The 21,028-nt window shown below is 73.0% G+C and carries 18 protein-coding genes and 1 rRNA gene; 13 read left to right on the forward strand and 6 right to left on the reverse strand.

From position 1 onward, the window contains the following. The 3 genes from rrf to IMZ35_RS16145 form a co-directional block, all read left to right on the forward strand. A 5S ribosomal RNA gene (gene rrf / locus IMZ35_RS32265) occupies positions 1-74 on the forward strand; the annotation flags it as partial. A gap of 78 nt (positions 75-152) precedes the next feature. Then, a complete protein-coding gene (locus IMZ35_RS16140) occupies positions 153-1,727 on the forward strand; it encodes a deoxyguanosinetriphosphate triphosphohydrolase family protein (protein ID WP_199441920.1) in 1,575 nt (524 codons plus the stop codon). A gap of 549 nt (positions 1,728-2,276) precedes the next feature. Next, positions 2,277-5,012: a S8 family serine peptidase gene (locus IMZ35_RS16145; RefSeq protein ID WP_498063211.1), complete on the forward strand. Its 2,736-nt coding sequence runs from the start codon at positions 2,277-2,279 to the stop codon at positions 5,010-5,012. 79 nt (positions 5,013-5,091) lie between these two features. Here the strand turns inward: IMZ35_RS16145 and IMZ35_RS16150 are convergent, their stop codons facing one another. After that, positions 5,092-6,069 (reverse strand): helix-turn-helix domain-containing protein, encoded by a 978-nt coding sequence (locus IMZ35_RS16150; protein ID WP_199441921.1) that lies wholly within the window; start codon positions 6,067-6,069, stop codon positions 5,092-5,094. Positions 6,070-6,378: 309 nt separating this feature from the next. Here IMZ35_RS16150 and IMZ35_RS16155 point away from each other — a divergent pair, with 309 nt between their 5' ends. Next, entirely contained in the window at positions 6,379-7,035 is a 657-nt protein-coding gene (locus IMZ35_RS16155; protein ID WP_199441922.1) for an acVLRF1 family peptidyl-tRNA hydrolase, read from the forward strand. A 27-nt stretch (positions 7,036-7,062) separates the two neighbouring features. Here the strand turns inward: IMZ35_RS16155 and IMZ35_RS16160 are convergent, their stop codons facing one another. Continuing rightward, complete coding sequence (locus tag IMZ35_RS16160) at positions 7,063-7,836, reverse strand: SDR family oxidoreductase (protein ID WP_199441923.1); 774 nt, start codon at positions 7,834-7,836, stop codon at positions 7,063-7,065. A gap of 176 nt (positions 7,837-8,012) precedes the next feature. Between IMZ35_RS16160 and IMZ35_RS16165 the strand changes: the two genes are divergently transcribed. The 4 genes from IMZ35_RS16165 (at position 8,013) to IMZ35_RS16180 (ending at position 13,012) form a co-directional block, all read left to right on the forward strand. Further along, positions 8,013-9,641, forward strand: a complete 1,629-nt coding sequence (locus IMZ35_RS16165) for an ABC-F family ATP-binding cassette domain-containing protein (RefSeq protein WP_199441924.1) — start codon at positions 8,013-8,015, stop codon at positions 9,639-9,641. A gap of 189 nt (positions 9,642-9,830) precedes the next feature. Next, positions 9,831-10,040 (forward strand): helix-turn-helix domain-containing protein, encoded by a 210-nt coding sequence (locus tag IMZ35_RS16170; protein WP_015103570.1) that lies wholly within the window; start codon positions 9,831-9,833, stop codon positions 10,038-10,040. Positions 10,041-10,107: 67 nt separating this feature from the next. After that, on the forward strand, positions 10,108-10,908 hold the full coding sequence (locus IMZ35_RS16175; RefSeq protein WP_199441925.1) for an enoyl-CoA hydratase/isomerase family protein: 801 nt from the start codon (positions 10,108-10,110) through the stop codon (positions 10,906-10,908). Between the two features lie 196 nt (positions 10,909-11,104). Beyond that, a complete protein-coding gene (locus IMZ35_RS16180; protein ID WP_199441926.1) occupies positions 11,105-13,012 on the forward strand; it encodes an ABC transporter ATP-binding protein in 1,908 nt (635 codons plus the stop codon). On the opposite strand, the gene IMZ35_RS16185 is transcribed toward IMZ35_RS16180, so the two are convergent. Continuing rightward, positions 13,005-13,241, reverse strand: a complete 237-nt coding sequence (locus tag IMZ35_RS16185) for a hypothetical protein (protein WP_199441927.1) — start codon at positions 13,239-13,241, stop codon at positions 13,005-13,007. The genes IMZ35_RS16180 and IMZ35_RS16185 overlap by 8 nt on opposite strands. Positions 13,242-13,355: 114 nt before the next feature. Here IMZ35_RS16185 and IMZ35_RS16190 point away from each other — a divergent pair, with 114 nt between their 5' ends. After that, positions 13,356-14,540 carry a zinc-dependent alcohol dehydrogenase gene (locus tag IMZ35_RS16190; RefSeq protein ID WP_199441928.1) on the forward strand — a complete coding sequence of 395 codons (1,185 nt, stop codon included), beginning with the start codon at positions 13,356-13,358 and terminating at the stop codon, positions 14,538-14,540. A gap of 56 nt (positions 14,541-14,596) precedes the next feature. On the opposite strand, the gene IMZ35_RS16195 is transcribed toward IMZ35_RS16190, so the two are convergent. Then, positions 14,597-15,337 (reverse strand): SIS domain-containing protein, encoded by a 741-nt coding sequence (locus IMZ35_RS16195; protein WP_199441929.1) that lies wholly within the window; start codon positions 15,335-15,337, stop codon positions 14,597-14,599. A 132-nt stretch (positions 15,338-15,469) separates the two neighbouring features. On the opposite strand from IMZ35_RS16195, the gene IMZ35_RS16200 reads away from it, so the two are divergent. Both IMZ35_RS16200 and IMZ35_RS16205 read left to right on the forward strand, forming a co-directional pair. After that, positions 15,470-16,225 (forward strand): DeoR/GlpR family DNA-binding transcription regulator, encoded by a 756-nt coding sequence (locus IMZ35_RS16200; RefSeq protein WP_307868226.1) that lies wholly within the window; start codon positions 15,470-15,472, stop codon positions 16,223-16,225. Beyond that, positions 16,218-17,384 (forward strand): MFS transporter, encoded by a 1,167-nt coding sequence (locus IMZ35_RS16205; protein WP_229372269.1) that lies wholly within the window; start codon positions 16,218-16,220, stop codon positions 17,382-17,384. The genes IMZ35_RS16200 and IMZ35_RS16205 overlap by 8 nt, the downstream gene beginning before the upstream one ends. Before the next feature lie 28 nt (positions 17,385-17,412). Here the strand turns inward: IMZ35_RS16205 and IMZ35_RS16210 are convergent, their stop codons facing one another. Both IMZ35_RS16210 and IMZ35_RS16215 read right to left on the reverse strand, forming a co-directional pair. Next, positions 17,413-17,985 (reverse strand): nucleotidyltransferase family protein, encoded by a 573-nt coding sequence (locus IMZ35_RS16210; protein ID WP_307868227.1) that lies wholly within the window; start codon positions 17,983-17,985, stop codon positions 17,413-17,415. After that, complete coding sequence (locus IMZ35_RS16215) at positions 17,985-18,818, reverse strand: alpha/beta fold hydrolase (RefSeq protein WP_199441931.1); 834 nt, start codon at positions 18,816-18,818, stop codon at positions 17,985-17,987. The genes IMZ35_RS16210 and IMZ35_RS16215 overlap by 1 nt, the downstream gene beginning before the upstream one ends. A 298-nt stretch (positions 18,819-19,116) precedes the next feature. Here IMZ35_RS16215 and shbA point away from each other — a divergent pair, with 298 nt between their 5' ends. Continuing rightward, positions 19,117-19,824 carry an RNA polymerase sigma factor ShbA gene (shbA, locus tag IMZ35_RS16220; protein WP_199441932.1) on the forward strand — a complete coding sequence of 236 codons (708 nt, stop codon included), beginning with the start codon at positions 19,117-19,119 and terminating at the stop codon, positions 19,822-19,824. Between the two features lie 40 nt (positions 19,825-19,864). Further along, positions 19,865-20,920 carry a carbohydrate kinase family protein gene (locus tag IMZ35_RS16225; protein WP_199441933.1) on the forward strand — a complete coding sequence of 352 codons (1,056 nt, stop codon included), beginning with the start codon at positions 19,865-19,867 and terminating at the stop codon, positions 20,918-20,920. Positions 20,921-21,028: the final 108 nt, after the last annotated feature.

Consider the following 21,028-nt stretch of genomic DNA (forward strand, 5'->3'; position numbering starts at 1 on the left):
ACCCGGAAGTTAAGCCCTCCTGCGCCGATGGTACTGCACTCGTGAGGGTGTGGGAGAGTAGGTCACCGCCGGACAATCATTCCCTCTGGGGGACTCCATTCGTGGAGTCCCCCAGAGGGCTTTTTTGCGTTCTATGAACTACCGTGCCTCCCATGCACCACGAGTCCGCTGATCCACGTGCAGCCCGTCGTTCCGGTGGAGTCGGTGACACCCCGGTGTCCGCAGACCTGGCGTCCAGCCCGTTCCGGGTCGACCGCGACCGGGTCGCCAGCTCGCCGTTCTTCTCCCGCCTCGCCGGCGTCACCCAGGTCGTCAGCTCCACCGGTTCCGGTCTGCTCGTGCACAACCGGCTCACGCACAGCTTGAAGGTGGCCCAGGCGGCGCGTGCCATCGCCGAGCGGCTCTGCGCCCGTGCCGAACTCGCCGGTCTGCTGGAGAAGCTCGGTGGGCTGGAGCCGGACGTCGTGGAGGCGGCGTCGCTCGCCCACGACCTCGGGCACCCGCCGTTCGGGCACCTGGGCGAGCAGGTCCTCGACCGCATCGCCCGGCACCGCTTCGGGCTCGTCGACGGCTTCGAGGGCAACGCGCAGTCCTACCGGATCGTCACGACCACCGACGTGCGCGGTCCCGCGTCGCTCGGTCTGGACCTGACGGTCGCGGTGCGGGCCGCGATGCTGAAGTACCCGTGGACCCGGCTGTCCACCCCGGACCCGCACCCGCGGACGCTGTCCGTCCCGCCGCGCGGCGCGGCGGAGCCCATCGACGCTCCCGGCACGGGGTCGGCGAAGTTCTCCGCCTACGTCACCGAGCTGGACGACGTCCTGCACGCCCGCGCGCCCTTCACCGGGCGGGTCGAGTCGTGGCAGCAGACCGTCGAGGCGTCGGTGATGGACACGGCCGACGACATCGCCTACGCGATCCACGACCTGGAGGACTTCCACCGCGTCGGCGTGCTCCAGCACGCTGCCGTGGCCGCCGAGCTGGGCACCTGGCAGCGGCAGGCGACGGAGCTGGCCGGGACGTCGGAGGCGGACCTGCTGGCGCAGCAGCGCAAGCCGGGCCGGTCGCTGGAGCTGTTGCGGCGTCGCCTGCACGCGAAGGACTCCTGGGCGGTGGACGACGACGCGTTCGCCGCGGCCGTGGCGAAGGTCGGGGCGGACCTCGTGGACGGGCTGCTCGCCGTGCCGTTCGACGGGTCGGTGGAGGCGGAGCAGACCGTCGCCTGGTTCACCTCCCGCTGGACCAGGCGGCTGGTGGACGCGGTGGGGGTGACGGAGGAGCCGACGACGCGCTCCGGGCACGTGCTGCTGGCGACCCGGCAGTGGCACGAGGTGCAGGTGCTGAAGTTCGTGCACCGCCGCTTCGTGCTGCTGCGTCCCGATCTCGCCCTGCACCAGCGCGGTCAGGCCAGGTTGCTCAGCGCGCTGGTCGAGGCGCTCGAACAGTGGGTCACCGACCGGCACGAGGCCGATCGGCTGCCCCGTCGGCTGCACGACCTCGTGGAGCTGGCCGAGTCGGAGTACGGCGGGCTCGCCAGGACCGACCCGGAGGTGCTCGTGGGTGCGACGGGGGAGGTGCCGACCGGCCCGGACGCGGTGCGCGGGCTCGCGCGGGGACGTGCGGTGGTCGACTTCGTCTCGTCCCTGACCGACAACCAGGCCGCCGCGCTGCTCGACGCGCTCTCCGGCCGCACGGGACAGCTCTGGACGGACGCCTTCGTGCTCTGACCGAGCGGGGGGGAGCGGGTGCGCGCGGACGGTGCTGGGAGAACCTCCGCGCGCTGCGCCGTCCGCCCCGTCTCCGCCGCCGGGGCCACGATCCGAGCCCTGGTTCCGCCCGGTGCGGTGACCGGTCCGGCCGTGCGCCCGGCCGTGCGGGGCGTCGTGGAACCGGCGGTCGAGACGATCACCGCGACGACGCCGAGCGACCGCGCCCCGTCGACCGTCCACACGGGACGAAGCGGTGGCGGTGCGCGAGCGAACGGCACGGCGTGAGCCGGTCCGGCGGGACCGGAGCGGCTCGTGGGGACGGGTGTTCTCGCGGGCCCCTCCGGCGCGGGGAGTTCTGTGAACTGTGATGGCGTCCGGAGTCTGGGAACTGGGCCGAAAGGCTGCTGACGGTGCTCGACCGGTGACCATACGTTGACGCGGCGGCCGGAGACATCCAGCCGCTGGTCGCGTGAGTCGGGGCACGCCGATACGGGGGAGACGCCTGTGCGCTCACCAGTCCGAAGAGCTCGTTCCAGATCTCTGACCGCTGCCGGGGCGGCGATCCTCGTGGCACTGCTCGGTGCCACCGCACCCGCGGCCGCCGATCCGCCCGGGGCGAACGAGGGGGTCAGCGACCGCACCGCGGCGCAGATCGCGGCGCTCCAGCGGATCAAGACCTCGACGTCCGGCGCCGAGGCGAAGGTGGACGCCTCGCTGGTCGTGGAGCGCCGCTTGCGCTCCGACCGGCGGGCCCGGTCGACGCTGCCGGCGGTCACCACCGGTGTGAAGGTGCTCGACCAGGACACCGTGCTGGTCGACGTGCGCGCGCACGAGGTCACCGACGGTCTGCTCGCCGCGATCACGAGGGCGAAGGGCGCCGTCCGCTCGGTGTCCGCCGAGGGCGTCACCGTGCGCGCGCAGGTTCCGCTGTCGGCGCTCACGACGCTGGCCGCGCAGAGCGACGTGAAGCGCGTCGAGGCCGCGTCCGACGCCCAGACCCAGCACGTGCCCGCGCAGAACGGCACGGCGGAGCGCGCACCGTCCAAGGAGGACACCGACCGCGAGGTCGAGGCACGGACGCGGCAGGCGCGGGACGTCGTGGCGCAGGCGGTGCGGACCGCGGAGAGCGACCGCGCGCACGCCGCCGACACCGCGCGCCAGCAGTTCCGCGTGACCGGCACGGGCGTGAAGCTGTGCGCGCTGTCCGACGGCGTCGACTCGCTCGCGGTGTCGCAGGCCTCCGGTGAGCTGCCCGCCGTCGACGTGCTGGCCGGGCAGGAGGGCGAGGGCGACGAGGGCACGGCGATGCTGGAGATCCTGCACGACCTCGCCCCCAACGCGGAGCTGGGTTTCGCCACCGCGTTCAACGGTGACGCGAGCTTCGCGGACAACATCCGCGCGCTGCGCTTCAGCCTCGGGTGCGACGTGATCGTCGACGACGTCCTGTACTACAACGAGTCCCCGTTCCAGGACGGTCCCATCGCCCGCTCCGTGGACGCGGTCGCCGCCGACGGCGCGGTGTACTTCTCCTCGGCGGGCAACCAGGGCAACGTGGTCGACGGCACCGCCGCGCACTGGGAGGGCCAGTGGTCGGACTCCGGCGCGGCCCTGGGCAAGTTCGCGGGCACGGCCCACGACTTCGACCCCGACCCGGCGCGCGTGCAGGCGGTCAACCCGCTGACGGCGAGCGCGTCCGCCGCGCCGGTGACGCTGTTCTGGGCCGATCCGCTGGGCCGGTCGACCAACGACTACGACCTGTACGCCACGGATTCGGCCGGCAACGTGGTCGCGTTCAGCCAGGGCGTCCAGAACGGCACGCAGGACCCGTACGAGCGGCTCACCACCACCGCTGGCGGCCAGCGGATCTCGATCGTGAAGTTCCGCGGTGAGGGCCGGTACCTCGACCTGACGACCTACCGGGGTCGCTTCACCGACACCGCCGACGGGCTCGGGAAGTTCGTCACGCCCGGCGTGACCCGCGGTCACTCGGCGGCCAACGGCGCGATCAGCGTCGCCGCGGCACCGGCCGCCACGGCGTTCCCGCGCTCGCTGGAGCCCGGTGACCCGGCCAACCCGGTCGGCCCGTACCCCGGCACGTTCAGCGCGGCCACGGAGCTGGAGAGGTTCAGCTCCGACGGTCCGCGACGCACGTTCTTCGCGCCCGACGGCAGCCCGCGCGAGGAGGTCAGGCAGAAGCCCGACATCACCGCAGCCGACGGCGTGCAGACCAGCGTGCCCGGCTTCAACCCGTTCTACGGCACGTCGGCCGCCGCGCCGAACGCCGCCGCCATCGCCGGGCTGATCCTGTCCGGCAATCCCGGACTGAGCCCGGCCGAGGTGCGCGAGGCGCTCACCTCGACCGCCGTGGACGTCGTCGCCCCCGGCGTCGACAACCGCTCCGGCGCGGGTGTCGTGCTGGCCGACCGGGTGCTGTCCCACACGGGCGCCAGCCCGCAGCCGCTGCCGAAGGCCGGTGCGCCGACGCTGCGCAACGACTCCGACGGCAGCCCGTACCTCAAGCCCGGCACCACGGCGACGCTGACCGTGCCGGTGACCAACACCGGTGACGGGGCGTCCACGTCCACGAGCCTCGTGCTCAGCACGCCGGCTCCTGGCGTGACGATCGCGCCGCGCGCCAAGTCCTACGGCACGATCGACGTGGGTCAGACCGCGGTGAACACGTTCAAGATCGCCGTTCCGGCCGCGGCGGCGCTCGGCCTGCCCGTGCGGATCGACGCGCGGCTGACGTTCGCCGGGTCGCTGTCGCCGACGAGCACGCGGTTCTCGCTGGTGGTGGGGCGGCCGTCCACCGAGGTGACGAGCTTCGCCTACGCGGGTGCGCCGGTGCCGATCCCGGACAACAGCTCGCTGGGCGCGACCGTCACCATCCCGGTCAGCGGTGTCGGCCAGGCGTCGAGCCTGGCGCTGTCGATCGACGGCACCCGGTGCAGCAGCACGGCGGGTTCCACGACGGTCGGGCTCGCGCACAGCTACGTCGGCGACCTGGTGGGCAAGCTCACCTCGCCGTCGGGCGCCAGCGTCGTGCTGTTCCAGCGCAACGGCGGCAGCGGCAAGAACATGTGCCAGACGGTGTTCACCGACTCCGCCAGCGCGTCGTTCTCGTCGGTCACCGGGGCGAACGCGCCGTTCACCGGCTCGTTCCGGCCCACGGGGGCGCCGCTGAGCACGCTGCTGAGCGAGCCGGTCGACGGCGACTGGACGTTCTCGGCGGTGGACGTCGCCACCGGTGACGCGGGCTTCGTCCGCTCGGTGTCGCTGCACACCACGGGCTACGCCGCCTGACGCGGTCACGCACGGGAGGAGCCCGCCGGGACCTTCTCGGTCCCGGCGGGCTCCTCGTCGGTCTCCGTGCGACCGGGTCCTACTCGGGCCACTCCCAGCGGACGCCGAACACGCCGGGGCCGAAGCCCAGCGCCACGGCGTGCACGCCGTGCGCACCGTCCAGGGCCAGGTTCCTGCGGCGGGACGGCGCGTCGTCGCCGGCGGGCACGCTGAACTGCTGGCAGCGGGCGGGCAGGTTCGACTCGTCGAAGCGCACCTCGATCACGTACTCCCGCACCGGCAGCCGGAACTTGCGGGCGAAGGAGTTGCTGCCGGGCATGTGGTTCGGGCCCCGGTGGATCAGCTGGTACTCCATGATGACGGTCTCACCGCGCGTCAGCGGGCGGTCGAACATCATCTCCGCCACCATGATGTTGGCCTCGTCGTCGCGCACGACGCGGCCGGGGTGGCAGTTGCGCAGGTTGCCCAGGTCCGGCAGGTGGTCGGCGTCCTCGTTCTCGAAGACCAGCGCCCACCGGTCGGGCCCGTCCTGCTCGGCGCGCAGGATCTGCCGCACCCACACCGAGCGCTGACCGCCGTTGGCGGCGATCTCGACGCGGTCGTGCTGGCTGATGCGGCCCAGTTTGACGTCGGAGGTGGTGTCGATCTGCGCGAGCAGACCGGCGACGCGCTCGCGCCGCGCCCACAGCGCGTCGATCGGCATCATCGTCGTCGGACGGCAGCGCCTGCCTCGCGGCCGGGGAGGACCGAGCAGCGCGGACAGTCCCGACTGGGGCACGCCGAGCACGGTCTCCAGGTGGCGCAGCGCCTCCAGCGACTCGGGGCGTTCCGGGCGTCGGCGGCCGGACTGCCAGTAGCTCAGCGTCGCGACGCTGATCGTGACTCCACGCAGCGCCAACCGGTGCTGGATCCGGTCGAGGCTGAGCCGACTTGCCTTGATCGCCGCTCGCAGGGCCTCCGGGAAGGGCCCGGTGGTCAGGAGCTGGGTGAGGCTGCCGTGGCCCGTTGAATCGACTTCTTCGACGGACAAGTTCGGTCGACCGGCAGCGTTCGTCATGGTGACTCCCCGCTGTCATTGGATCACGCCCCAGTGACCATACCGGCCGTTGTGGAGATCTGGACAGGCCGGGTGGAGTCACTGGTTAACCCGTTCGGGTCAAGAGTTCAATCGTGCTTCACGAATCTGTCAAGTGATGGGCGGTGTCCCTTCATCCACTCTGAACCGGCCGGTAACAACGCGCAACGAGACGAGGGACGCACTCGCCGTGACGACGCGGGGGTCCTACTGTGTTCGGATGACCGCCGCAGGGGAAGTGGTGCAGCGCGCACGGGCGTCGTGCGGACCGGCGAACTCGCAGGTGGGTCCGTGAGTCGCGTGCGGGCCGTCTCCGGCGGGGGACGGGCCGTGGAGGTGGAGCCGGAACGGCTGGCCGGGTGGTTCGGCCGGTTCACGGAGCGTCACGGCGGTGTCCGCGACACGGTGACGACCGGTGGTGTGCTCGTCGTCACAGGTTGCGACGGCGCGACCGCCACGACGGTGACCGACCTGCCCGACGCCCGTGCCGACGGGCTCGCCGTGGACGCGCTCGTGCAGCGCGCGCTGGCGCCGCGGCGCATCGGCCTGCTGCTGGTGCGCCTCGGCGGGCACAGCATCGGCGTCGCCGCGGACGGGGTGGTCGAGGTGTCGACCACCGACAGCAGGCAGGTGCACGGCCGCAACAAGGCCGGGGGCTGGTCCCAGCAGCGCTTCGCGCGCCGCCGGGAGGGGCAGGCCAGGGTGGCGCTCCAGGCCGCGGCCGCCGACGCCGTCCGGGTGCTGCTGCCGCGGGTGCGGGAGCTGGACGAGGTGGTCCTCGGCGGTGACCGTCAGGCGCTGGACGTGCTGCGCGAGGACCGCAGGCTCGCGCCCGTGTTCGCCAGGGCGTCGCAGCGGGTGCTGGACGTCGCCGAACCGCGCAGGGCGGTGCTGGACGAGGCGGCGCTGCGGGCGCGAGCCGTGGAGATCGTCGTCCGCGAGACCTGAGGTCGTGCTCCACGTGCCGGGCGCGACCTACCCGGCGGTGCCGGTGGCCAGGAGGCCGCCGTCGACCCGGACGGTCTCGCCGGTGATCCACGCCGCCGCGTCGGAGGCCAGGAACGCCACCAGCGCCGCCACGTCCTCCGGCGTGCCCAGGCGCTTCATCGGGTACTGGCTCGCCGCCTCCTCCTCGCGCCCGGTGTAGAGGGCCTCGGCGAACTTCGTCTTGACCACGGCGGGAGCGACGGCGTTGACCCTGACCTTCGGGCCCAGCTGCCACGCCAGCTCCTCGGTGAGCCGGATCAGCGCGGCCTTGCTGGCCCCGTAGACCCCGATCACGCCGCTGGAGCGCAGACCGGCGATCGAGGCGATGTTGACGATCGCGCCGCCGTGCTCGGCCATCCACGCCTTCCAGGCGAGCTGGACGAAGCCCAGCGTCCCGACCACGTTGACGTCGAAGATCTTGCGCACGGCGTCGAGGTCGGCGTCGGGCAGGAAGCCGAACACCGGGTTGATGCCGGTGTTGTTGATCAGCACGTCGAGGCTGCCGAACTCCTCGACGGTGCGGCGCACCGCCTCCTCGCGCGCGGCGCCGTCCCCGGCGTTGCCGGGCACGGCCAGCACCCGCGCCCGGTCGACGCCGGTGTCCGCGGCGAGCTGCTCGGCAGCCGCGGTCACGGACTCGGGCTTGCGGGAGGTGATGGTGACGGACGCGCCGCGGGTGAGCAGTTCGCGGGCGATGCCGTAGCCGATGCCGCGGCTGGCTCCGGTGATCAGCGCCGACCGGCCGGTGAAGTCCTGGGTCATGCCCGCATCAAAGCATCCCGACCGGTCGGTATCCAGTGCGGGGAAATCCGTTCGCCCCTCTCCCGTAGACTGGGGGAGTGATCGTGCTCCTGGAGTGAGTCGTGCCCCGCGCCCGTCGCCCTGCGACCGGTCGCGCGCCGCGTCCACGACCACAACCTCGTCTACGGAGTCATCTCGTGATCACCGCAACCGATCTGGAGTTGCGCGCGGGTTCGCGCATCCTGCTGTCCGGTGCCACCCTGCGCGTCCAGGCGGGCGACCGCATCGGCCTGGTCGGCCGCAACGGCGCCGGGAAGACCACCTCGCTGCGCGTGCTGGCCGGTGAGGGCCAGCCCTACGGCGGTGACGTCCGCCGCACCGGCGAGCTCGGCTACCTCCCGCAGGACCCGCGCGAGGGAGACCTGTCCGTCATCGCCAAGGACCGCGTGCTCTCGGCCCGCGGGCTCGACGCGATCGTGCGCGACATGGAGAAGACGCAGACGGCGATGGCCGAACTCGTCGACGCCGACGAGCTGGACACCGCCGTGCGCCGCTACGGCCGCCTGGAGGAGCGCTTCTCCTCGCTCGGCGGGTACGCCGCCGAGAGCGAGGCCGCGCGGATCTGCTCCAACCTCGGCCTGGCCGACCGCATCCTGGCGCAGCCGCTGCGCACGCTGTCCGGTGGTCAGCGCCGCCGCGTCGAGCTGGCCCGCATCCTGTTCGCCGCCTCCGAGGCCGGCGCGGGCGGCAAGTCCAGCACGATCCTGCTGATCGACGAGCCGACCAACCACCTCGACGCCGACTCGATCGCGTGGCTGCGCGGCTTCCTGCGCTCGCACGAGGGCGGGCTCGTGGTGATCAGCCACGACGTCGAACTGCTCGACGACGTCGTGAACAAGGTGTGGTTCCTCGACGCCACGCGCGGCGAGGTCGACATCTACAACATGGGCTGGAAGAAGTACCTCGACGCGCGCGCCGCCGACGAGAAGCGTCGTCGCCGCGAGCGCGCGAACGCCGAGAAGAAGGCCGGTGCCCTCATGGCGCAGGCCGACAAGATGCGCGCGAAGGCCACCAAGGCGGTCGCGGCGCAGAACATGGCCAAGCGCGCGGAGAAGCTGCTCGCGGGCCTGGACGAGACGCGGCAGGCCGACAAGGTCGCGAAGATCCGCTTCCCGGAGCCCGCCGCGTGCGGCAAGACGCCGCTGACCGCCGAGGGGCTGAGCAAGTCCTACGGGTCGCTGGAGATCTTCACCGGCGTGGACCTGGCGATCGACCGCGGCTCGCGGGTGGTCGTGCTCGGCCTCAACGGCGCGGGCAAGACGACTCTGCTGCGGCTGCTGGGCAGCATGGAGAAGGCGGACAGCGGGTCCGTCGTCCCCGGTCACGGCCTGAAGCTCGGCTACTTCGCGCAGGAGCACGAGACGCTCGACCACGAGGCGAGCGTGTGGCAGAACATCCGGCACGCCGCCCCGGACACGCAGGAGCAGCAGCTGCGGTCCCTGCTCGGCACGTTCCTGTTCAGCGGTGAGCAGCTGGACCAGCCCGCCGGCACCCTGTCCGGCGGTGAGAAGACCCGGCTGGCGCTGGCCGGTCTGGTCTCCAGCGCGGCGAACGTGCTGCTGCTCGACGAGCCCACCAACAACCTGGACCCGGCCAGCCGCGAGCAGGTGCTCGACGCGCTGCGCCGCTACCAGGGCGCCGTCGTCCTGGTCACCCACGACCCCGGCGCGGTCGAGGCGCTCGAACCCGAGCGGGTGATCCTGCTGCCCGACGGCACCGAGGACCACTGGTCGCCGGACTACCTGGAACTCGTGCAACTGGCCTGATTCCTCGTGGCGTGGCCAGGGAAGCAGGTGCGCGCTACGGTCCGCGATTAATGATCCACTGAGCGTGGTCAAATCGACCGTTCATCGATCTCTTTGCTTGATCACCTGGCGTTCCGGTCGTTCCTGTTCGATCATTGCGACGACAGGGGCCGCAACGGCCCGACCTGCTCGGACGGAAGGCGGGACATGGTGGCTGACCTGAAGAAGGGCGCGCGGATCACCGGCGCGACACGGGACAAGCTGGCCGCTGACCTGAAGAAGAAGTACGAAAAGGGCGCGAGCATCCGGGCGTTGGCCGAATCCACGGGTCGTTCTTACGGCTTCGTGCACCGGGTTCTGTCCGAATCCGGTGTGCAACTCCGCGGTCGCGGTGGTGCCACCCGCACGAAGAAGAAGTGAGCTACTCTCCGGTAACTGAAGCGTGCCGCTGATCGCAGTGGCATCCGCCAGCTCCCGGAGGTGTGCCGTGCCGGCACCGGACGTCGACACCGCGCTGCTCGACCGCGGAGGAGTGCGGCTCGTCGTGGACGGACCGCGCGCGACGATCACCCTCGATCGGCCCGACGTGCTGAACGCGCAGACACCCGCCACCTGGCAGGCGTTGCGCGCGATCGGTCAGGAGCTGGACCCGGACGTCCGCGTCGTGGTCGTCCGGGGTTCTGGCAGGGCGTTCTCCGCCGGACTGGACCGGCGGATGTTCACCGGGCAGCCGGTGGACGGCGAGCCCGGCCTGCTGGAGATCGCGCGCGACGCGGCGCACGTCGTGGACGCGCGGATCGCGGAGTACCAGGAGGGGTTCCGCTGGCTGCGCGACCCGAGCCGACTCACGATCGCGGCCGTTCAGGGGCACGCCATCGGTGCCGGGTTCCAGCTCGCGCTGGCGTGCGACCTGCGTGTTCTCGCGCAGGACGCCCAGCTGTGCATGGCCGAGACCTCGCTCGGCCTCGTGCCCGACCTCGGGGGCACGCTGCCGCTGGTGCGTCTCGTGGGCTACTCGCGCGCCGTCGACCTGTGCGTCACGGCCCGCCGGGTGCCCGCCGACGAGGCACTGGGCATGGGCCTGGCCAACGCCGTCGTCGCGCCCGACGAGCTCGACGCGGCGGTCGACGCCCTGGTCGAGCGCGTCCTGGCCCCGGTGCCCGGCGCCGTCCGCGAGACCCTGGCGATCCTCGCCGCCGCGGCCGACGGCGCGGGCGAGACCGAGCAGCTCGCCACCGAGCGCGCCGCCCAGGTCCGTCGCCTGGCCGAGCTGTCCGCCAAGTCCTGACAACAGCCCCGAGTTGAGCGTTCAGGCACCACGAGTTGAGCGTTCGAGCACGCTGAGGTGAGCGTTCGCGCGTGTCGTCCGGATCGGCCTCGTCGCCGGTGCTCCACTCGTGGTGCTCGAACGCTCCACTCGCGGTGCTCGAACGCTCAACTCGTGGGGTGGGAAGGTCTTGCGGGGTTTGGGCGTTGGGGTGGGCGTGGACGGTGCTTGGATGCTGATGCGCGGGGCGATGCAGACCGCCGACGCCCCGAAGGGGGTGCGGGCCGGCACGTTCCGCAGGGTGTTGCGGTTCGCGGAGCCGCACCGCAGGAAGCTCGTGGTGTTCCTGCTGCTGACGGTCGTGTCGTCGGTCCTGGCGGTGAGCACTCCGGTGCTCGCCGGCCGGGTGGTCGACGCCATCGTGAGCGGGAAGGCCGCCTCGGTCGTCGTGTGGCTGGCGGTGGTCATCGCGCTCATCGCGATCGTGGACGCCGCGCTCGGGCTGGTCGAGCGGTGGCAGTCCTCCCGCATCGGCGAGGGCCTGATCTACGACCTGCGGCGCGCGGTGTTCGAGCACGTGCAGAAGATGCCCGTCGCGTTCTTCACCCGCACCCGCACCGGCGCGCTCGTCAGCCGCCTCAACAACGACGTGATCGGCGCGCAGCGGGCGTTCACGTCCACGCTCTCCGGCGTCGTGGCCAACGTCATCCAGCTCGTGCTCTCGCTCGGCGTGATGTTCACCCTGTCCTGGCAGGTCACGGCACTGGCGCTGCTGCTGCTGCCGGTGTTCGTGCTGCCGGCCCGCCGCATGGGCAACCGCATGGCCGACCTCCAGCGCGAGGCGTCCGGCCTCAACGCCGCCATGACCACGACGATGACCGAGAGGTTCTCCGCGCCGGGCGCGACGCTGGTGAAGCTGTTCGGCCGCCCGCGCGCCGAGGCCGAGGAGTTCGGCGACCGCGCGCTGCGCGTGCGCGACATCGGCATCCGCAACGCCATGGCGACCCGCTGGTTCATGACCGGCCTCACGCTGGTGTCCGCGCTCGCCCAAGCGCTCGTCTACGGCCTCGGCGGCTACCTCGCGATCACCGGTCACCTCGCCGCGGGCACGGTCGTGTCCCTCGCGCTGCTGCTGACCCGCCTGTACGCGCCGCTGACCGCGCTCGCCAACGCGCGGGTCGACGTCATGACGGCGCTGGTGTCCTTCGAGCGGGTCTTCGAGGTGCTCGACCTCCCGCCCACGATCACCGAGGTCGAACGGCCGCGCCGCGTGCCCGAGGGGCCGGTGTCGGTGGAGTTCTCCGACGTGCGCTTCGCCTACCCGGCGGCGGACAAGGTGTCCCTGGCGTCGCTGGAGTCCGTCGCGACGCTCGACACCCGCGGCGGCGAGGAGGTGCTGCACGGCATCAGCTTCCGCGCCGAACCCGGCCAGCTCGTCGCGCTCGTCGGCTCCTCCGGCGCGGGCAAGTCGACGATCGCCTCGCTCGTGCCGCGCCTGTACGACGTCGACTCCGGTGCCATCCGGCTGTCCGGTGTGGACGTTCGCGAACTCGGCTTCGACGACGTGCGCGGCGCGGTCGGCGTGGTGACGCAGGACGGCCACCTGTTCCACGACACGATCCGGGCGAACCTCGTCTACGGCCGCCCGGAGGCCACCGACGACGAGGTGTGGGACGCGCTCACCCGCGCCCGGCTGCGGGAGCTGATCGAGTCCCTGCCCGACGGCCTGGACACGGTCGTGGGGGAGCGGGGCTACCGGCTCTCCGGCGGCGAGCGCCAGCGGCTGACCATCGCGCGCCTGCTGCTCGCGCGGCCCCGCGTGGTCATCCTCGACGAGGCGACCGCGCACCTGGACTCCGAGTCCGAGGCGGCCGTGCAGGCGGCGCTGACCGAGGCGCTGCGCGGACGCACCGCCCTGGTCATCGCGCACCGCCTGTCCACGATCCGCGCCGCCGACGCGATCCTCGTCGTCGAGCACGGCGAGGTGGTGGAGCGCGGCACGCACGCCGAGCTGATGGCGGCGCAGGGCCGCTACGCCGAGCTGTACCACACCCAGTTCGACGAGCGGCCCGCCGTCTCCGTCCAGCCGACCCCGCCGCTGACGCCGGTGAGCCCGGTCAGCTGACCCCGGAGAGGAACGTCGCCGTCGTCGGCACCGCCGGTGCCGACGACCCGGCGTTCGCGATGCCGAAGCGCGCGGCGGTCGCGGGCAGCGCGGCGACCGCGAGCCGCTCGCCTCGCCCGTCCCGGAGCGCAGGGCCCTCACCCCGCACGACCGCGGCCCCCGGGCCGATCAGCGCCGTGGCGGCGAGCCCTCCGCCGACCAGCACCCCGCGTCTCGCTCTGCTCCGCACGCCGATCTCGTCCCCCGCGAGAGCACGGCCCGGTGATGAGCCGTGCCGTTCGAAGCGTAGCGACGCGCTGAGCGGGTACCGCTGGAACGAGCAGAACCGACGGCGGAGGTGTGCATGAAGGCGTTGACCTGGCACGGCAAGCGCGACGTTCGGGTGGACGACGTCCCCGACCCGGTGATCAAGGACCCCACGGACGTGATCGTTCGCATCACCTCCAGCGGGATCTGCGGTTCCGACCTGCACCTGTACGAGGTGCTCGGGCCGTTCCTGGACCAGGGCGACATCCTGGGGCACGAGCCGATGGGCGTGGTGCAGGAGGTGGGACCGGGCGTCACGCAGTTGAAGCCCGGCGACCGCGTGGTGATCCCGTTCAACGTCTCCTGCGGCACGTGCCACACGTGCAGCGACGGACTGCACTCCCAGTGCGAGACCACGCAGGTCCGCGAGCAGGGCACCGGAGCGGCCCTGTTCGGCTACACCAAGCTCTACGGCCAGGTCCCCGGCGGCCAGGCCGAGTACCTGCGGGTGCCCTTCGGCAACACGCTGCCGATCAAGGTGCCGGACGGCCCGCCGGACGACCGGTTCGTCTACCTCTCCGACGTCCTGCCGACCGCGTGGCAGGCCGTGCAGTACGCCGCGGTCCCGCCCGGCGGCAGCATCGCCGTGCTCGGACTGGGACCGATCGGCGACATGTGCACCCGCATCGCGAAGCACCAGGGCGCGCAGCGGGTCATCGGCGTCGACCTGGTGCCCGAGCGGCTGGAACGCGCGCGCGCCAACGGTGTGGACGTGCTCGACCTGCGCGAGCACGGTGACGACCTGGTCGACGTGATCAAGGACATGACCGACGGCCGGGGACCCGACTCGGTGGTCGACGCGGTCGGCATGGAGGCGCACGGCTCGCCCGGCGGGAAGTTCGCCCAGCACGCGGCCGGGCTGCTGCCCGACGCGCTCGCGGCCGGAATGATCAAGCGCGCGGGAGTGGACCGGCTGAGCGCGCTGTACTCGGCGATCGAGATCGTGCGCCGGGGCGGGACGATCTCGCTGTCGGGCGTGTACGGCGGCGCGGCGGACCCGATGCCGATGCTGACCATGTTCGACAAGCAGATCCAGCTGCGCATGGGCCAGGCCAACGTGTGGCGCTGGGTGAACGACATCCTGCCGCTGCTGACCGACGCCGACCCGCTGGGCGTGGACGGGTTCGCCACCCACCACGTGCCGCTGGCGCAGGCGCCGGAGGCGTACGAGACGTTCCAGAAGAAGCGCGACGGCGCGGTGAAGATCCTGCTCAAGCCCTGACCGCTCCGCACGGCGGTCGCGAGAACCGCGACTCGCGACCGCCGTGCGTCCCGTGCTCAGCCGAGCTGGGGCACCCGCGTCTGGTAGCGGCGCAGCAGTTCGGCGTTCGCCGCGTCGCCTCCCTCCACGTTCGCGCTGCGCCACAGGGGCAGTTGCACGCCGGCCCCGCTCGCCTTGTCCAGCAGCCGCACCATGACCAGGTTCCACAGGAACGTCGTGGCCAGGGTGGACACCGCCGCCGTCACCGGCGCCCCGACCGGGTAGGTCGAGTCCCCCGGCGGCACCAGGTTGTCCAGCACCACGGTCGCGTTCTCCGCCAGGGTGGTGCCCGCGCGGCGGGGGGCGCTCGCGCTGGCCGCCACCGACGTCACCGCCACCACCGGGCACCCCGCGTTCGCGGCCTCGATCGCCAGCTCGACCGGGTAGGGGTTCACCCCGGAGGTGGAGAAGACGATCAGCAGGTCGTGCGCCGCCAGACCCGCCTCGCCGAGCACCTGCGCGGCGAGCCCGGTCCGCCGCTCGGCTGACGTGCTGCTCACCGCGCCGTGCATCGGCAGCAGTTCCGGGTGGTAGACGGGCCGCACGCAGGCCAGTCCGCCCGCCCGGTAGAAGGTCTCCGCGACGGCCGCGAGCGAGTGACCCGCACCGGCGGTCAGCACGAGCCCGTCCGCCTGGACGCTGGCGAGCACGAGCTCGGCGACGTCGTCGAGCGCGGCGGCGTTGTGCTGCTCGACCCTGGTGAGGTGCGTCCGCACCACGTTCCCGTAGTCGGACCCGGTCGCTGCTTCGGCCGTCATGCAGCTGGCCTCCTCGTTCTCGTCGTGGACACGTGTGATCGCCAGTGATACCCGATGCGCCCGGACCGGGGAAGGGGATCGGCCCCGATGAGCGCATTGCTGAACGAACAGGTCTTGTGTTCGTATGAACAGGTGGATGTTGCGAAACGGCACGAGCTGATCGTGCAGAGCCTCCGCCGGGGGCAGCGGGTCGGCGTGGGAGCCCTCGCCGAGCTGACCGGCTGTTCCGAGATGACCGTGCGGCGCGACCTCGACCTGCTGGAGCGCGAGGGACTGCTGCGCCGGGTCCGCGGCGCGGCCGTCGGGATGCTCACCGGCGAGGAGACGCCCTTCTCCGCGCGCAGCAGGCAGCGCCTCGACGCCAAGCGGCGCATCGGCGCGGCCGTGGCGGAGCTGATCGACGACGGTGAGACCGTCGTCCTGGACAGCGGCACCACCACCCTGGAGGTCGCGCGCAACGTCGTCGACCGGCGGTTGACCGTGCTCGCGCTGTCGCTGTTCGGCGCGGACGTGCTGCGCGCCGCCGAGCACGTGCGGCTCGTCCTGCCCGGCGGGGACGTCCGCTCGGGCGAGCAGGCGTTCGTCGGCCCGCTCGCCGAGCACGCCTTCCGGGTGATGCGCTTCGACACGATGGTCCTCGGGAGCTGCGGGCTGAGCGTCCGCGACGGCGTGTCCTCCCACGACCTCGCCGAGGGCGCGGTGAAGCAGGCCGCCATCACGGCCTCCGCGCGCGTCGTCGCCGCCGTGGACAGCTCCAAGTTCGGCCGCACCGCCTTCGGCCGGGTGTGCTCCGTCGACCGGATCGACGTCCTGGTCACCGACGGGGACGCACCCGGGGCCGAGGTGGCGCAGCTGCGCGACGCCGGGGTCGAGGTGCGCCTTGTCTGAGCCCGCTCCCGCCCCGCGCGCCGACGTCGCGTCCGTGCGCACCGCCCGCGTCGTCACCGCGGTCGTGTTCGCCGTCCACGCCGCCGTCTTCGCCTCGTGGACCCCGCACGTCCCCGTGGTCAAGGCCGCGCTGGGACTCGACGACGGCACGCTCGGCCTCGCGCTGCTCGGCGCGCCCGTCGGATCGGTCGGCGCGATGCTGGTGGCCGGTCGCGCGGTGGCGCGGCTGGGCAGCAGGCGCGTCGTCCTCGCGACCCTCCTCGTCTACGCCGCGTGCTCACCGCTGCTCGGCCTCGCCCCCTCCGGACCGGCGCTGTTCGGCGCGCTCGCGCTGTGGGGCGCCTTCCAGGGCGCGCTCGACGTGGCGATGAACGCGCAGGCCGTCGCCGTCGAACAGCGGTGCGGCAGGCCGATCCTGTCGAGCTTCCACGCCTGGTGGAGCTTCGGCGGGTTCGTCGGTGTCGGGCTGGGCGCGCTGGCCGTCGCCGCCGGTGCGGGCCTGGCCGCCCAGATGGTCGTCCTCGGCGTGGTGGTCGCGCTCGTCGCGTGGCCGCTGTCGCGGCTGATGCTCGGCGGCGACCACGCCGTCGAGGAGCACCGGTTGGCGCTGCCGTGGCGCGACCGCCGGGTGCTGCTGCTCGGCGCGATCACGTTCGCCGGGCTGCTGTGCGAGGGCGCGGTCGGCGACTGGGCGGCCGTGTACCTGCGGGACGCCGTCGGCGTCGCGGCGGGGAGCGCCGGACTGGGCTACGCGGTCTTCGCCGGTGCGATGTTCGTCGGCCGCGCGCTGGGCGACCGCTGGGTGGCGCGGTTCGGGCCGGGAGCGGTCGTGGGGGTGCTGGCCGCGCTCGGCGCGCTCGGGCTGGGCGCCGCGCTGCTGGCCGGTGGGTTCTGGCCCGCGCTCGCGGGGTTCGGCCTGTTCGGGCTCGGCATCGCCTGCATCGTCCCGATCGCGTTCAGCGCGGCCGCGGCCGGGTCGGAGTCCCACGCGGGACAGGCCATCGCGGGTGTCGCCACGGCGGGCTGGACCGGGTTCCTCCTCGGCCCGCCGCTGATCGGGTTCCTCAGCCACGCCACGTCCCTGACCGCCGCCCTGACGCTGCTTCCCGTGCTGTGCCTGGGAATCGTCCTCGGCGCGCGGACGCTGCGCCCGACCTGATCACCCGGATTGGATCATCGGGATCTGATCATGTGGGAGGCAGGTCCTCGGGGCGGTCCACGTCCGATCCGTCCGCCACGTCCTCGCAGGGCACGTCCAGCGGGGCGTGCCGGCGCAGGTACTCCCGCGCTCCCGCGTCCCCGACGGCCAGCGCCGCCGCCCCCGCCCAGTGCGCGCGTCCGAGGAGGACCGGGTGGCCGGGGACTCCGTCGTAGGTGGCCCGCGCCAGCGCGTCCGGCGTCGCGAGGGCGGCCAGGCGGCCGACCGCCTCCGCCGTGACGCCGGGGGTGTCCACGGCCAGCACGACCGCGGCGGTGGCACCGGTGCCCGCTAGCGCCGCGAGACCCGCGCGCAGCGAGGAGCCCATGCCGCTGGCCCAGTCCGGGTTGTCCACCGGCACGGCGTCGCCGAGCGCGGCCTCCGCGCGGACCCGGTCGGCCGCCGCACCGAGGACGACGAGCACGGGGGAGCAGCCGCCGTCGGCGAGCACGCGCGCGGCGCTCTCCACGAACAGCGCGCCGCGGTGGCGCACGAGCGCCTTGGGCGAGCCGAACCGGCGCCCAGCTCCGGCGGCGAGCAGCAGGCCCGCGGTGGTGTCCACTAGTGGGCGAAGAGGTGTTCGAGGAGCACCGTCGCCAGCGCCTCCGGCGCTTCCTCCAGCACCCAGTGCGACACGTCCTGGAGCATCTCGAACCGGTACGGCCCGCTCACCCACCTCTCCGTGCCCAGAGCGGCCGTGGAGCCGAACGCGACGTCCTCCGTGCTCCACACGTACGCGGTGGGCACCTCGATCGCGCCGATCTTCCCGCCGGGACGGCCCGCGCGGTACCAGTTCAGCGCCGCGGTCAGCGCTCCCGGCTCGGACAACCGGCGCACGTACTCGTCGACGCGGCTCGGCGGCACCTTCCACTCGAACAGCCTGCGCAGCGCCTCCGCGTCGTTCTCCAGCATCCGGCGCTCGGTGACGCGGGTCTGCCGCCACTCCGTCAGGTAGCCCGAGCGCAGGAACTGGTCCTCGTCGGTCTTGAGCGCCTCGGACAGCGCGGCGGGGTGCGGCGTGGACACCACCAGCAGCGACCGCAGCCGCTCCGGGTGCGCGTCGGCGGTCCACCACGCCACCGCGCCGCCCCAGTCGTGCCCGACGAGGTCGAAGCGGTCCCAGCCCAGCGCGTCGGCCATCGCGACCACGTCGCCCACGAGCTGGTCGATCCCGTACTCCGCGACCCGCTCGGGACGCACACCGGGGGAGTACCCCCGCTGGTCCGGCGCGACCGCCCGGTGACCGGTCGACCCGAGCAGGGCGACGTGGTCCTCCCACGCCACGGACGCCTGCGGGAAGCCGTGCAGCAGCAGCACGGGCCGGCCGTCGCGCGGTCCCGAGGCGATGGCGTCGAAGGAACCGGCGGGGGTCGGGACGCTGAGCTGCTCGATCACCCGGCGAACCTATCGCGCCGTCCGCAGCGGGGCACCGGAAGGCCGTGGTGCGGACCGGTGGGCGCGCTGCCGCTCTCCGGGGGCGCCGGAACGGACGCGGGGCCGGTCGTTCGGCGCGGTACGACGACCACTGCGCCGAACGGCTGTGATCGGCCCCCGATCGGGTGCCGAACCACCCGACCGTGAGGACTGCGTGATCAGCTATTGAGACACCGGTATCAGCTGGCCCGCTGGCGTCTCCTCTTCAGTGGGCCGGTGCCGCCGGGCACAGGACACCGCACGTGAGGAGGTCGCCGGGATGGTTCAACCGCTGCGAGCCGACCGGGACGCCGTCGACGTCGAGCCGAGCGGCCACGGGGTGCGTCGCATCCGCCTGGTGTCGGGCGCGAACGCCGACGAGGAGTCCGGTCAGGGGGCGGACCCCCCGAAGCCGAGCGCCAACTGGATCGCCGGCGCGGACCTCGCCGACCTGGTCGGACTCGCGCTCTCGGGCGACCGCCGAGCCGCCGGGGAGCTCCTCGGCACCATCCAGCCGCTCGTCCTGCGCTACTGCCGGGGCAGGGTCGGCAGCCGCGAGCGCACCCTCGTCTCCGCCGAGGACATCGCCCAGGAGGTCTGCCTGGCCGTGGTGTCGTCGCTGTCCAGCTACCACTACGAGCCGGGCTCGTTCCTGGCCTTCGTCTACGGCATCGCCGCCCACAAGGTGGCCGACGCGCGACGCCGCGCGGTGCGCAGCAGGGCCGAGGTCGTGCCGGAGCTGCCCGACGCCCCCAGCACCGAGGACGGTCCCGAGCAGCGCGCGCTCAACGGTGAGCTGATCTCCAAGGTCGTGCACCTGCTGCACCGGCTGCCCGACCGGCAGCGGGAGATCCTCGTGCTGCGCGTCGCCGTCGGGCTGTCCGCCGAGGAGACCGCCGCCGCCGTCGGTTCCACGGCCGGCGCCGTGCGGGTCGCCCAGCACCGGGCGCTGGTGAGGATCAGGCAGATGCTCGCCGCGGAGAGGTGATCGCTCGAACGCGGCCGACCCCTGCTGGCAGAGTGTGAGGATGACCGCCGCCTCCGACAGGCCGGGGCCCGACCAGCCGGCGTTCGACGTCCTGCTGTCGGGAACCGTGTTCCTCGACATCGTCTTCACGGGCCTGCCCCGCCCGCCGGCCGCCGGTACCGAGGTGTGGGCGGAGGGGCTGGGCTCGTGTCCCGGCGGCATCGCCAACCTCGCGGTGGCGCTGAGCCGGCTGCACCTGCGCACCGCGCTCGCCGCCGCGTTCAGCGAGGACGTCTACGGCGACTTCTGCTGGGAGGTCCTCGCCGACCAGGAGGGCGTCGACCTGAGCTGCTGCCGCCGCTTCTACGGCTGGCACTCGCCGGTCACGGTCTCCATGGCGATGGACCGCGACCGCAGCATGGTCACCCACGGCCACCGCCCGCCCGTGTCGGCCGACGAGCTGCTGGCGCCTCCGCCGCGCACGCGGGCGTGCTTCGTGCACGTCCAGCCGGAGGAGGAGGCGTGGGTGCGCACCGCCAAGGAGCAGGGCGCGCTGATGTTCGCCGACGTCGGCTGGGACCGCACCGAGGTGTGGGCGTCCTCCCTGCTGGAGCAGCTCTCCGGGTACGACGTGTTCCTGCCCAACCACGTGGAGGCCATGCGCTACACGCGCGCCGACTCCCCGGAGGCCGCCGCGGCCGTCCTCGCCGAGCACGTCCCCGTGGTGGTCGTCACCAGGGGCGGCAGGGGAGCCGTGGCCGTCGACGCCACCACGGGCGAGTCCGTCGACGTGCCGGGGTTGAACGTGGCGGCCCTCGACCCGACCGGTGCGGGGGACGTGTTTGGCGCGGGCTTCGTCGTGGGCACCCTGGCCGGGTGGCCCCTCGCCCACCGCGTGCGCTTCGCCAACCTCTGTGCCGCGCTGTCGGTGCAGCACTTCGGCGGATCGCTGTCCGCGCCGGGCTGGGGCGACATCGCCGCCTGGTGGAGGACGGTCAGCCGGCGCGGGGACGAGGAGCTGCGCGGCTACGGCTTCCTGGACGACCTGCTGCCCGCGCACGCCCCCGCGGACGTGCGCAGGGCCAGCGCGACGATCGGGCTGCGGCTGCCGCGCTGATCCTCTCCGGCGCGCGGACGGGAGCTGACGTGGATCACACGCACCCCTCACCGGGCCCCGACCGCTCGCGGGGTAGCTTCGGGGGGCGCGGTCGACCTCACACGAACC

Origin of the sequence: Umezawaea beigongshangensis, from assembly GCF_016464305.1 — a bacterium.
Classification (GTDB): domain Bacteria; phylum Actinomycetota; class Actinomycetes; order Mycobacteriales; family Pseudonocardiaceae; genus Umezawaea_A; species Umezawaea_A beigongshangensis.